General features: G+C 68.6%; 11 protein-coding genes and 1 pseudogene. 7 read left to right on the top strand and 5 right to left on the bottom strand.

All coding sequences use genetic code 11. From position 1 onward, the window contains the following. Positions 1–34 precede the first annotated feature (34 nt). The 6 genes and pseudogenes from uvsE to ACYJP6_RS16985 form a co-directional block, all read left to right on the top strand. Entirely contained in the window at positions 35–1,090 is a 1,056-nt protein-coding gene (uvsE, locus tag ACYJP6_RS17010) for a UV DNA damage repair endonuclease UvsE (RefSeq protein WP_459476183.1), read from the top strand. Positions 1,091–1,283: 193 nt separating this feature from the next. Next, the gene (locus ACYJP6_RS17005) at positions 1,284–2,201 is read left to right on the top strand and encodes an aldo/keto reductase (protein ID WP_459476182.1); all 918 of its coding nucleotides are present in this window, start codon (positions 1,284–1,286) and stop codon (positions 2,199–2,201) included. After that, positions 2,202–3,494 carry an NTP/NDP exchange transporter gene (locus ACYJP6_RS17000; protein ID WP_459476181.1) on the top strand — a complete coding sequence of 431 codons (1,293 nt, stop codon included), beginning with the start codon at positions 2,202–2,204 and terminating at the stop codon, positions 3,492–3,494. A 98-nt stretch (positions 3,495–3,592) separates the two neighbouring features. Continuing rightward, positions 3,593–4,711 (top strand): metallophosphoesterase, encoded by a 1,119-nt coding sequence (locus tag ACYJP6_RS16995; RefSeq protein WP_459476180.1) that lies wholly within the window; start codon positions 3,593–3,595, stop codon positions 4,709–4,711. Positions 4,712–4,917: 206 nt separating this feature from the next. Further along, positions 4,918–5,871, top strand: a complete 954-nt coding sequence (locus ACYJP6_RS16990; RefSeq protein ID WP_309757169.1) for a GlxA family transcriptional regulator — start codon at positions 4,918–4,920, stop codon at positions 5,869–5,871. 180 nt (positions 5,872–6,051) lie between these two features. Further along, positions 6,052–6,747: pseudogene (locus tag ACYJP6_RS16985) on the top strand (winged helix-turn-helix domain-containing protein); the annotation flags it as partial. 624 nt (positions 6,748–7,371) lie between these two features. Here the strand turns inward: ACYJP6_RS16985 and ACYJP6_RS16980 are convergent. The 4 genes from ACYJP6_RS16980 to ACYJP6_RS16965 form a co-directional block, all read right to left on the bottom strand. Beyond that, on the bottom strand, positions 7,372–7,821 hold the full coding sequence (locus ACYJP6_RS16980; protein ID WP_459476178.1) for a helix-turn-helix domain-containing protein: 450 nt from the start codon (positions 7,819–7,821) through the stop codon (positions 7,372–7,374). A gap of 113 nt (positions 7,822–7,934) precedes the next feature. Next, positions 7,935–8,522, bottom strand: a complete 588-nt coding sequence (locus ACYJP6_RS16975) for a DedA family protein (RefSeq protein WP_459476177.1) — start codon at positions 8,520–8,522, stop codon at positions 7,935–7,937. A 211-nt stretch (positions 8,523–8,733) separates the two neighbouring features. Next, entirely contained in the window at positions 8,734–9,456 is a 723-nt protein-coding gene (locus tag ACYJP6_RS16970) for a pirin family protein (RefSeq protein WP_459476176.1), read from the bottom strand. A 150-nt stretch (positions 9,457–9,606) separates the two neighbouring features. After that, positions 9,607–10,830 (bottom strand): MFS transporter, encoded by a 1,224-nt coding sequence (locus ACYJP6_RS16965; RefSeq protein WP_459476175.1) that lies wholly within the window; start codon positions 10,828–10,830, stop codon positions 9,607–9,609. A gap of 98 nt (positions 10,831–10,928) precedes the next feature. Here ACYJP6_RS16965 and ACYJP6_RS16960 point away from each other — a divergent pair, with 98 nt between their 5' ends. Then, positions 10,929–11,849, top strand: coding sequence for a LysR family transcriptional regulator (locus ACYJP6_RS16960; protein WP_459476174.1), 921 nt, complete (start codon positions 10,929–10,931; stop codon positions 11,847–11,849). 37 nt (positions 11,850–11,886) lie between these two features. On the opposite strand, the gene ACYJP6_RS16955 is transcribed toward ACYJP6_RS16960, so the two are convergent. Next, positions 11,887–12,297 (bottom strand): DoxX family protein, encoded by a 411-nt coding sequence (locus ACYJP6_RS16955; protein ID WP_459476173.1) that lies wholly within the window; start codon positions 12,295–12,297, stop codon positions 11,887–11,889. Between the last annotated feature and the right edge of the window lie 261 nt (positions 12,298–12,558).

The raw sequence follows: 12,558 nt of genomic DNA, 5'->3' as shown, positions 1-12,558 counted from the left end.
GACTAACCCCTATAGTCCCTGTCCCGAGCGTCCCATGTATCGAATCGGCTTCGCCTGCATGTACCGTCACCCCGAGCGCAGCCTGTCGCTCAAGGCACTGGAGCAGGTCGAGCGGGCCTTCAATACCCGCACCACCACCCTGCGCTGGCTGGGCAGCGTCGAGCGCGCCGCCGCCGAGGCCAAGCTGCTGGACGTGGTCACCCATAACCTGGACGCCCAGCTGAGGTTCGTCGAGCACGTCGCCGACCTGCCGGCCAACCTGCGCATGCTGCGCCTGAGCAGCGACCTGCTGCCCTTCTATAGCCACGCCGAGTTCGCCTACTTCTATCGCTCCCAGGAGTTGCAGGCACTGCTGGAAGATCGTTTCGGCCGCCTGGGCGAACTGGCGCGCCGCCGCGATGTGCGGCTGTCGCTGCACCCCGGGCAATTCTGCGTGCTGGGCTCGGATCGTCCCGAAGTGGTGGAGAACAGCCTGGCGGAATTCGAATACCACGCCGACATGATCCGCCTGATGGGCTACGGCCAGAAATTCCAGGACTTCAAGTGCAACGTGCACATCGCCGGTCGCCTGGGCGTGCCCGGCATCCGCGCGGTCTGGCCGCGTCTGTCCAGCGAGGCGCGCAATTGCATCACCTTCGAGAACGACGAGAAGACCTACGGCGTCGACGACTGCCTGCAACTGGCCGACCTCGCCCCGGTGGTGCTGGACATCCACCACTGCTGGATCCACGAAGAGGCCTATATCGATCCCTGGGAACCGCGGGTGGCGCGGATCATCGACAGCTGGCGCGGGGTGCGTCCGGCCATGCACTACTCCCAGCCGCCGGAAGCCCTGATGGAAATGGGTGTCTCGCCCAGCGAGCGGATCGACATCAAGTTCCTGCTACAGCAGATCAGCAAGCGGCTGCTCTATGCCCACAGCGACATGATGTGGAACGACTGGTGCAACCGCTACGCCTGCCAGTTCCTCGACTGCTTCGACATCATGTTCGAGGCCAAGCACAAGAACGTCACGGTGCGGGATTTCTACGACCGCTACCTGGGTGGCGACGGCAGCCTGCCGCCGACGGATCACGAGATCCTGTCGTAGGTTGGGTTGAGCGCAGCGAAGCCCAACATTGCCCGAGTTTGGACATTCTCCTGTTGGGCTTCGACGAAGGAGCCGTCTCAACCCAACCTACGAGAGCGCCGCAACATGTCGCAATGAGCCCAGCGGGCGATCGGCCGGAAGAATGGCTTAACTCAAAGGTCATCCTTCCTAACTGCCCGTCGCGAGGCCCGCCATGCCGACCCGTCGCCATTTCCTGCAGACCACCACCGCCCTGGCCGCCGCCGTGACCGCCGCGCCCTGGCTGTGGCAGAGCGCCCAGGCCGCCGAGCCGCTGCTGACCCGCAAGATCCCGCGCAGCGGCGAGGCCCTGCCCGTCATCGGCCTGGGCACCTCGGGCAACCTGAACGTCGAGCTGAACGACGCCGCCCTGGCGCCGCTGCAAGAGGTACTCCAGGCGCTGCTGGACGGCGGTGGCAGCCTCATCGACACGGCCCCCAGCTATGGCAACTCCGAGCGGGTGGCTGGTGAACTGGTCAAGCGGGCCAAGGCCCGAGACAGGGTCTTTCTCGCCACCAAGATATCCTCCACCGGGCGTGAGCGCGGTGCGGCGCAACTGGCCGCCAGCTTCCAGGCCCTGCAGACCGACCGCCTGGATCTGGTCCAGGTGCACAATCTGCAGGACACCGCCAATCAGCTCGCCCTGCTGCGCGAACAGCAGCAGGCCGGCAAGGTGCGCTACGTGGGCGTCACCCACTATCGCGAGGTGGCGCTGGACGATCTGCTGGCCACGCTGAAAAAGGAGAAGGTCGACTTCGTGCAGTTCAACTACTCGGTGGGCGAGCGCGAGGCCGAGCGGCACCTGCTGCCCTATTGCCGCGACCAGGGCATCGCCGTGCTGATCAATCGACCCTTCCAGCGCGGCAACCTGCTCTCCGGTACCCGTGGCAAGCCGCTGCCGCCGCTGGCGGCCGAACTGGGCGCGACCAGCTGGGCGCAACTGCTGCTCAAGTTCATCCTCGCCGACCCGGCGGTGACCGCGGTGATCCCGGCCACCAGCAATCCGCGCTACATGGTCGACAACCTCCAGGCCGGCCGTGGGCGCCTGCCGGATGCGCGCCAGCGCGAGGCCATCGCCGGGCTGTTCGCCTAGATGAAGGACTGGCTCGGTCGCGTCCTCGACGCCCGCGCCGGCGAATCGCCCGCGGCCCTTGCGGGCTTCGCGTTGTTCCTCTGCCTGTTCGCCGGCTACTTCATGCTGCGGCCGATCCGCGAGGCCATGGGCATCGCTGGCGGGGTGCAGAATCTGCAGTGGCTGTTCACCGCTACCTTCGTGGTGATGCTGCTGGCCGTACCCCTGTTCGCCTGGCTCAATTCACGAGTGGCGCGGCGGCGCTTCGTCGACTGGGTCTACGGCTTCTTCGCCCTCAACCTGCTGGCCTTCGCCGCCTGCTTCGCCAGCCTGGGCGACGGCGTCTGGCTGGCGCGCACCTTCTACGTCTGGATCTCGGTCTACAACCTCTTCGTGGTCTCGGTGGCCTGGAGTCTGATGGCCGATGTCTTCGACGGCGCCCAGGCGCGGCGGCTGTTCGCCTTCATCGCCGCCGGGGCCAGTGTCGGTGGCCTGCTCGGCCCGGTATTGGCCGCGGCCCTGGCCCCGCTGGTCGGTGAGGCGGGCCTCGCGCTGCTGGCCGCCGCGCTGCTGCTCCTGGCCCTGGCGCTCAAGGCCTATTTGATGGGGTGGCGCGAGACCCTCGGCGCCGGGCGACCGGGCGCAGCACCGACGGAAAGTCCGCGGCGCCCGGTGGCCGGCAATCCCTTCAGTGGTCTCACCCGGGTGCTGGCCTCGCCCTACCTACTGGCGGTGAGCGCCTTCGTCATCCTGCTGGCCACGGTCAGCACCTTTCTCTATTTCGAGCAGGCACGGCTGGTGGCCGAGCTGTTCCCCGACCGGGCGCGTCAGGTGCAGGTGTTCGGCCTGCTGGACTTCGTGGTCCAGGCCGGCGCCCTGGCCAGCCAGGTGCTGATCACCGGCCGCCTGGCCCAGCGGCTGGGCGTGCGCATCCTGCTGGCCGGGGTGCCGCTGCTGATGTGCGTGGGTTTCGTGGGGCTCGCGCTGCTGCCTACCTTCGCCATGCTGGCGGGCCTGATGATCGTGCGGCGCATCGGCGAATACGCCTTCATCCGCCCGGGCCGGGAGATGCTCTTCGCCCCGCTGGACGCCGAGACCAAGTACAAGGCCAAGAACTTCATCGACACCGTGGTCTACCGCGCCGGCGACGCCGCCAGCGGCTGGGCCAAGAGCCTGCTGGACCTGCTCGGTCATGGCGCCTGGCTGCCGGCGCTGGTCGGTGCTGCCTGCGCGGCGCTCTGGGCCTGGCTGGGCTTCTACCTGGGCCGGCGCGCGGACCAGGCCGTCCAGGCCAGCGACGCGGAGCAGCGCTGAATGCCGGCTGAATCGTTGTAGCCGGAAACAACCGGGCGCTCCGAGCGGCGACCGGTGGGGTGCTAAGGTAAGACCTTCTCCTCGCCCCAGGGCTCTCCATGTTCCGTTCCCGCGCCATGATGTATCTGATCCTTTTCGTCCTGCACCTGTTCATTGGCCTTAGCGTCATCGGCGATCTCGGCCTGTCGCTCCCCGCACAGCTGCCGTTCTGGCTCCTGCTGCTCCTGTCGTTCGTCCTGGTGCCCCTGGGCTTTCGCTCGCGAGACATGCGTTCGCGCCTCCTGGCCTGGACGGCGCTGATCGCCATGGGCGTGTTTTCCAGCCTGGCGATCTTTAGTCTGCTGCGTGGCCTGGTCATGGCCCTGGCCAGTCTGGCCGGCCACCCGCTGGACGCCGCCTGGCGTGCCGGCAGCGCCTGGGCGGTGCTGGGCCTGGTGCTGCTGGTGGCGCTGAGAAGCCTCTACAACGCCCGGCGCACCGCCAAGGTCAAGGAGGTGGAGCTGGCCCTGCCAACGCTGCCCGCCGGCCTGGACGGGCTGCGCATCGTGCAGCTCAGCGACCTGCACATCGGCCCGACGATCAAGGCCGGCTACCTGCAACGCATCGTCGATAGGGTCAACGGCCTGGACGCCGACCTGGTGGCCATCACCGGCGACCTCGTGGACGGCAGCGTGGCCGAACTGCGCCATGAATTTCTGCCGCTGCAAGGGCTCGAGGCGCGCCTGGGCACCTACGCCATCACCGGCAACCACGAGTACTACTCCGGTGCCGAAGCCTGGGTGCGCGCCTGGCGCGAACAGGGGCTGGCGCTGCTGATCGACCAGCACCGGGTGTTGGAACACCAGGGCACGTCCTTCGTATTGGCCGGCATCACCGACTACTCGGCGCCGCTCTACGTCCCCAGCCACAGGAGCGACGCCGCAGCCGCCTTCGCCGGCGCCCCGGAGGGGCTGTTCCGCCTGCTGCTGGCCCATCAGCCGCGCTCGGCCCCCAAGGCTGAGGCCGCCGGCGCCGACCTGCAACTCTCTGGTCACACCCACGGCGGCCAGTTCTGGCCCTGGATGTACTTCGTCCGCTTCCAGCAACCCTGGGTCGCCGGCATCCACCGCCTGGGCCAGCTGACCGTCTACATCAGCCGCGGCACCGGCTACTGGGGCCCGCCGCTGCGCTTCGGCGCGCCGAGCGAGATCACGCTGATCCGGTTGCGGCGAGCCTGAGAGCCGCAACAATTGCCCAGCCGGCCAAGAGCCGCGTGCCAAAGCGGCTGCTGGCGTTCAGGCTTGGCAGCGGTCTCGTGGCGCCCGACGCCTGGCGTTATGCCAGTCCTTGCCCCCTGGGCCTGAATCCTTATCCTCACCCCAAACCTACCCGGATGGCGCCGCCTTCCAAGGACAAACTGTTGCACGGATAAGGATGTATCGCCATGACGAGGACAGTGGCTTTCTTGCTGGTCCCCGAGGTGTTGATGCTGGATTTCGCCGGGCCGGTGGAGGTGTTTTCCATCGCCAATCGCTATCTGCCAGCCGCCGATCACTATCGCCTCGTGACCATCGCCGCCGGGCGGCGGCGCACCCTGCGTTGCTCCAATGGCATGACGATACGCACGGACCTTACCACCCAGCAGCCGCCCGGAGCCTATGACCTGCTGCTGGTGCCCGGTGGGCCGGGGGCCTACCTGGAGCCGCACCCGGACGTGGCCGCCTGGCTGCGCCAGGTGCCCGAGCATTGCGTCCGGTATGGCGCGGTCTGTACCGGGACTTTCCTGCTCGGCAGCGCCGGGCTGCTCGATGGGCGCCAGGTGACCACCCACTGGAATTATCGCGAGCGCCTGGCGCGTCGCTTTCCCCGGGCCCAGGTGACGGCCGACGAGATCTATCTGAGCGACGGGCCATTGCTGACCTCGGCCGGGGTCACCGCCGGCATCGACCTGGCGCTGGCACTGGTGGCCGAGGATCACGGCAAGGTCATCGCCCGCGAGGTGGCCAAGGTGCTGGTGGTGGTCACCCAGCGCCAGGGCAAGCAGGCACAATTCAGCCCCTTGTTCGACGAACCCGAGGCGGCCACCGCCATCACCCGGGTGCAGCGCCATGTGCTGGCGAACATCGACCAGGCCTATTCCATCAGCCGGCTCGCGGAACTGGCGACCATGGGCACCCGCAACTTCGCCCGGGTGTTCAAGCGCGATACCGGCATGACGCCCCTGGAGTTCGTGCTGCGGGCGCGCATCGATCATGCCCGTGGATTGCTGGAGACCAGCGACCTGCCACTGAAGACGGTGGCCTTTCGCAGCGGCTTCGCCAGCGACAGGTGCATGCGCGCCGCCTTCCAGGGCCATCTGGGGCTGACGCCGGCGCAGTACCGCTACCAATTCAGCTGAAGGCGACCTCGATGGCGGTATCACGCCCATCGATGGCAGCTTCCGACCGTAGATCGTCGTCCCTCCTGCCAGGGCATTGGCCAGAATGGTATGACCTATCGGCGAAGGAGAGGCGCAAACGCCTGACGGGTCCGCCTGCGCGAGCAGCGGCAGGCCTGGCGCGGCGTGGCGTGGCGCAGCATGGTCATGCATGAACTCAAGCCCTTGGCAATGGCGGGTGCCTATCGTTTCTGTGGCCTGACCCTGGATCCCCGGCGGCGCCTGCTGCTCGACGGCGAGCGGCCGCTGCCGCTCGGAGGGCGTGCCCTGGACCTCCTGCGGGTGCTGCTGGAGCAGCCCGGCGAGTTGATCGACAAGCAGACCCTGATGGCACGGGTCTGGCCTGGCAGCGTCGTCGAGGACATCAATCTGCGGGTGCACATCGCGGCCTTGCGGCGGGTGCTGCGCGCCTACAGCGCCCAGGACCCCATCCTCAGCGCCCGCCAGCGTGGCTACGGCTTCGCCCTCGCGGTGGAGCGCCTGGGCGAGGAGGACCTTCTGCCGCTGGCCGAGACGGCGCTACCGCTCACGCCCTTGGAGGGTCGCGCGGCCAGCCTCGTCGAGCTGCGCCGGTCGCTCGTCCAGCGGCGGCTGGTCTCGGTGGTCGGGCCCGGGGGCGTGGGCAAGTCGCTGCTGGTCCAGCACCTGCTGCCCACCCTGGCGGAGAGCTTTCCCGACGGCGTGCAGAGCCTGGACCTTGCCGCACTGGGCACGGTCATGGCGCTGATCGAGCGCCTCGCCAGTGAGCTGGGGCTGGCCGCTGGTACCGGACTGCCCGCCGTGCAGGAGGCTATGTCCGCGCGCCGCCTGCTGCTGTTGCTGGACAATGCCGAGCGGTTGGTCGAGCCCTGTGCCTGGTTGGTGGAGCGCCTGCTGCAGGGCTGCCCGTCACTCAAGGTGCTGGTCACCAGTCGCGAAGCCTTGCGCGTGGAAGGCGAGGCGGTGCTGCGCCTGGCGCCCCTGGCGGTGTCTGCCCAACCGTCGCCACGCCTGCGCGACGCCATGCGCGAGCCGGCCTTTCGCCTGTTCGTCCGCCGCGCCCGGGCACGACTGCCGGGGCTGCACCTGCGGCCGAGCGATGTGCAACTGATCGGCGAGATCTGTCGGCGCACCGAGGGGGTGCCCCTGGCGCTGGAGATCCTGGCCGAACAGGTGGCGGCCCAGGGACTCGCCGGGGTACTGGCGCAACTCGAAGGCGGTTACTACCTGGACGTGCAGGGCCGGCGTACCGCGGCGCAGCGGCAGCGCAGCCTGGGTGCCATGCTGGACTGGAGTCTGCACAGCCTGAGCGAGGCCGAATTCGCCGTGCTGGCAACCCTGGCCGAGGCGGGCGAGCGCTTCAGTCGCCCGCAGGCCCTGGCGCTGGCGGCGCAGCGCGGCCTGGAAGAGGCGCATTTCATCCCCCTGCTGGGCCAACTGGTGGACAAGTCGCTGATCCTGGTGGAGGACGGCGGAGAGCGCCTAGGCTACCGCCTGCTGGCCATGCTGCGGCTGCACCTGCGTCAGCTCCGCCAGCAGCCGCCGTTCCAGGGCCTGCTGTTGCCAGGCCAGCGGTGGCACACCCACGGCGCGGGTGAACACCCGGCTCAGGTGCGCCTGATCGAAGAAGCCGCATTCCAGGGCGATCGCCGCCAGAGGTAGGGCGCGCTCGGCCAGCAAGTGCTGGGCACGGACGATGCGCTGTTGGCGCAGCCATTCCAGCGGGGCGAGCCCGGCGCTGAGCTTGAACTGCCGGGTGAAGTGGCTGCGCGACAGGCCGCAGACGGACGCGACTTGGCTGACGCTGATGCCGCGCTCCAGGTGCTGCAGCAAGACTTCCTTGGCCAGGCGTTCCTGCCAGGCCGCCAAACCGACCAGACGCGTATCCGGCCGCCTGGATAGAGCTGGGGTGCTATCGACGGTCATGGACATGGCGCTCTCCCTATCGGACCAACCCTGAAGCGGCGGTCTGGATGAGAATCATTCCGTGCGAGGGTCTTGGCTGCGAGTTGCCTATCGTTAATTAGCGTTAAGGCGGCAACCTGTCAGACGCAGCAGTGTCGCGGATCGGGGTGACGAGCACGGCGCTGGGAGAGCAGATGCCAACCGAACCAGGCGATCGCCAGTCCAGCGGCGACCAGCAGCGGGGCCGGACCATAGCCTTCGAGTTCGTCCAGCAGGGCCAGGATGTGGGCGTCGAACAGCCGGCCCAGGGCCAGGCCGGAGCCGATCCACAGGGTGGCGCCGCTAAGGTCGTAGGCGAGGAAGCGCCGCAGGGGCATGGCGCTGGCCCCTGCGCTCAGGGTCGCCAGGGCCGCGGCGCCGGGGACGAACTTGGCCACGAGAAGCAGGCCGGGCAAGCGGGTGGCGGCAGGGACGTGCCCCGGCAGATGACGCAACAACCAGGCGCCGTGCCGGCGGCCGGCCCAGTACCAGAGCAGGTCGGCCAACCCGGTGACCGCGACGCTGGCCAGGAGCGCCAGGAGCAACTCGGCCTCGTCGGCCGCCGCGCCCATCACCACCAGTGAGGGATAGGCCGGTACCGGCAGGCCCAGCTGTTCGCCAAAGACGTTCAGCGTCAGCCAGAGGGTGGCGTTACCGGCCACCAGGGAGGTCAGGGCTTGGGTGCTCATGGCGCGTTCTCGGCAAGGGGAGGCCGTGGGAGCGGCCTCCTAGCGCAAACGGGGCCTACGATTTCGCGAGCTAGAGCCAAACAAGGCGAAAAGACCTGAGGAAGCGGATCGGACTTGCGCTCAAGTTTACGAGTGGTAAATGAGCATTCCGACCGGGCTGGCGACCCAGGGTCTTTTCAACGCAGTGTGGCCGACGCGCAGCAAATCGTAGTCAGGGCATTTGCGGCAGTTCGTTGGGCCGCAGATCAAACACCAGCACCTCGGCGTCGGTGCCGTGGGCCAGCTGAATTTCGCGCTCGCCGCGCAGCCGGACGCCATCACCGGCCTGCAACAGGACGCCATTCAGCTCCAGGCTGCCGCGGGCGACGTGCACATAGGCATGGCGCTCGGGGGCCAGCTGCAGGGTGGCGCTTTCGGCACCGTCGAACAGACCGGCGTAGACGCGGGCGCTCTGCCTTACTTCCAGCGAACCCTCGGCGCCGTCCGGCGAGATGATCAGGGCCAGACGACCGCGCTTGGTCTCGGCGCTGAAGTGCTGCTGCTGGTAGCGTGGCTCGGCGCGGCGCACGTTGGGCACGATCCAGATCTGCAGGAAGTGCACCCGCTCGCTGTTGGAGTGGTTGTACTCGCTATGGCTGACACCACTGCCGGCACTCATCAGCTGGACGTCGCCAGGGCGGATCACCGAGCCGGTGCCCAGGCTGTCCTGGTGCTCCAGGGCGCCTTCGAGCACATAGGAGAAGATCTCCATGTCGCGGTGCGGGTGCTCGCCAAAGCCCTGGCCGGGGGCCACGGTGTCGTCGTTGATCACCAGCAGGTCGGAGAAGCCCTGCTCCGCCGGGTTGCGATAGCTGGCGAAGGAGAAGGTGTGGAAGGACTTGAGCCAACCGTGGTTGGCGGCGCCGCGATCGGAAGCTTTACGAATGGCCAGCATGCTGAGGCTCCTTGTCTAAGTGAGGGCGCGGTCGGTGCCGACGCCATGGAAGTCATCCTACTGTGGAGCCGGACTTTGATTAACGAGCTGAAAGCGGAATGGTCGTCCTGTTCTGGTTGACGATCCCTGGGCGAGGTGTCGCCAACCGCCCTAGGCCCGGCGTGCTCGTGCAGGCCAGAGCCGTACCAGCAGCGCCAGGAGCGCGGCGGTGAGGGCCAGGCCGGCGACGCCGCTCCAGCCCAGGCGTACCAGCAACAGGCTGCCGAGGGCCGCGCCACTGGCCATGCCGATGAACATGCCGGTGAAGAGCACCGCGTTGAGCCGGCTGCGGGCCTCGGGTTCCAGGCCATAGACCTGGGCCTGGTGGGCGATGAGACTGGCCTGGACGCCGAGGTCGAAGACCACCGTCGCCACCGCCAGCAGGACCAGGCCGGCCATCCCCGGTAGCCAAGGCAAGGCGAGCAGGCTGGCGAAGGCCAGGGCCGCGAGGCCGCTGCCCAGCCGCGTCACCCATTCCGAGCCGTGGCGATCCGCCAGGCGTCCAGCCCAGGGCGCGGCCAGGGCCCCGGCGGCTCCGGCCAGGCCGAAGGCCCCGGCGGCGGCGCTGCCCAACTGGAAGGGACCGGCATGCAGATAGAGGGCGAGGGTCGACCAGAAGGCGCTGAAGCCGACGGACAGCAGGCCCTGGGCCAGGGTCGCCCGGCGCAGCGCGGCATGCCGGCGCCACAGGGTCCCCAGCGAGCCGAGCAGCGCCGGATAGCTCAGCTGGGCGGTCGCCGGGAAGCTCGGCAGCCCGCGCCAGACGGCCACGCCGATGGCGGCGATGCTGGCTGCGGCCAGCAGATAGAGCGTCCGCCAGCCGAACAGCTCGCCGACCAGGCCGCTGACCACCCGCGACAGCAGGATGCCCAGCAGCAGCCCGGTCATCACCGTGCCGACGATGCGGCCACGCTCGGCCGGTGGCGCCAGGGTCGCGGCGGCGGGTACCAGGTCCTGAGCCACGGTGGCGGCCAGCCCGGTCACCAGGCTGGCCAGCAGCAGGGCGTGCAGCCCCGGTGCCAGGCTGGCGCCGAGCAGGGCCAGCAGCAGGATGCCGAGCTTGGCCAGGATGATGCGGCGGCGGTCGAAGCGATCCCCCAAGGGCGCGAGCAGCAGCAAGCCCAGGGCATAGCCGAGTTGGGTGAGGGTAGGGATCAGCCCCACGTCGGCGGCGGTCGCCGGCAGGTCGCTGGCCAGGGTGCCCAGCAGCGGCTGGCTGTAATAGAGGTTGGCCACGCTCAGGCCGGCGCCGGTGGCCAGCAGGCCCAGCAAGGCCGGGGAGAGGGTGGCGGTGCGCGGCGGGGTCTGGCCATGCGAAAGCGGCATGTCGCTCATGCTGAAGCTCCGGGGTCGGGATGCGATGGCGGCATTCTTCGCCAGAAGGATGGCAGCTTGTAGCCGAACGCCCGGTACAGGGGGTATACGTAAGACGTATGAATACCACCTTTTCCCATGATCGTCTCGATCTGCTCGAGACCTTCGTCCGCATCGTCGAGGCCGGTAGCCTGTCAGCGGCGGCGCGCCAGCTCGGCACCACCCAGCCCACCGTCAGCCGCCGCTTGCAGGCGCTGGAGGCGGCCTTGCAGGTCCGCCTGATACAACGCTCGACCCATGCCCTGAGACTCACCGAGGACGGCCAGCGCTGCTATCGCCAGGCCCAGCAACTGCTCGGCGACTGGCAGGCCTTCGCCGCCGCCCTGCACGGCGCCCATGCCGAACCCGAAGGGCGGCTGCGGGTGGTGATGCCCCATGCCTTCGGCCAGGAGCAACTGCTCGATCCGCTGGAAGCCTATCTGCGCCGTTACCCGGGCATGCAGGTGGACTGGGTGCTGAGCGACCGCGCGCCCAATTTCGTCGCCGATGGCGTGGATTGCGCCATCCGGGTGGGGGTGGTGGTGGATCCGGACACGGTGGCGCTGCGCCTGGGCGATGTCCAGCGCATCCTGGTGGCCGCGCCAGCGCTGGCCGGACCGCTCACCGGCCCCGAGGATCTGGCGGCGCTGCCCTGGATCGCCATGAGCCAGTTCTACCAGAGCGAGCTGCACCTGGAGCGCCCTGTCTCGGGCGAGAGCCATATCGTGCCCCTGCGCCCCCGCCTGGCCACCGAAAGCCTCTTCGTCGCCCGCCATGCTGCCGTGCGCGGCCTCGGTTGCGCGGCGCTGTCGCACTGGATGGTCCGCGAGGATGTCGCCGCAGGGCGGCTGGTGCACCTGCTCCCCGACTGGCAGGCCGCGCCCCTGCCGATCTACCTCATCTACCCCTACGCCCGGGTCTATCCGGCGCGGCTGCGGCTGTTCCTCGACCTGCTGCGCGAGGCCTGCGCCCGGATGCTGGACGTGACGGCGCCCGCCTGACCGCGAGGGTCAGGCGGGCGCGCAAGGGGCGATGGAGTCAGGCCAACCGCGCCGACCGCACCGGCCGCCGCCCATCCACGCTCAAGGCACCGGCGCCGAAGGCCGCCACCTGCAACAGGCCGCCGGCGATGGCCATATTCTTGAGGAAGTGGATCAGCTGGTTCTGGTCGGCGAAGTGGTTGTGGAACACCGCGGCGGTGACCAGGGTGAAGGCGGCCATGGCCAGGGCCACAGTGCGGGTGCGATAGCCGATCAGCAGCAGGCTGGCGAGGCCCAGCTCGACTGCCAGGGCGCCGAGGTAGGCGAGGTCCGGGAAGGGCATGCCCATGGCGGCGATGTAGCCCTTGGTGGCGGCGGGGGCGAGCAGTTTGCCCACGCCGCTGAACAGGAAGAGGCTGGCGAGCAGCAGGCGGCCGGTGGTGGCGGTGAAGGCTTGGGTGGTGTTCATGGTCAGCTGTCCCTTCAAGGTCTGGCATCCGGCGTGGATGCGATGGGCGCAGATTACTGTCCACCGTGAAGTCGATTAAGTAGCTGTTCGGCGTTTTACCGTCACGCATGAGTTGACTGTTCAGCACACTCAGGCCGTTGTTGTGACCTGAATCCTTTCACCTGTACGCCACAGCACAGACGTACAAAAACCAGCACAGACGTCCAAGGCCGCTCCCCAGCGTCCGGGCGAAAGTCCGCCCCATCGACGGCGCGAGGCCTT

This window comes from Pseudomonas sp. No.117 (assembly GCF_054558395.1).
Note: the sequence above shows the minus strand (reverse complement) of the source record. Positions and strands in the feature narration are given on the sequence as shown.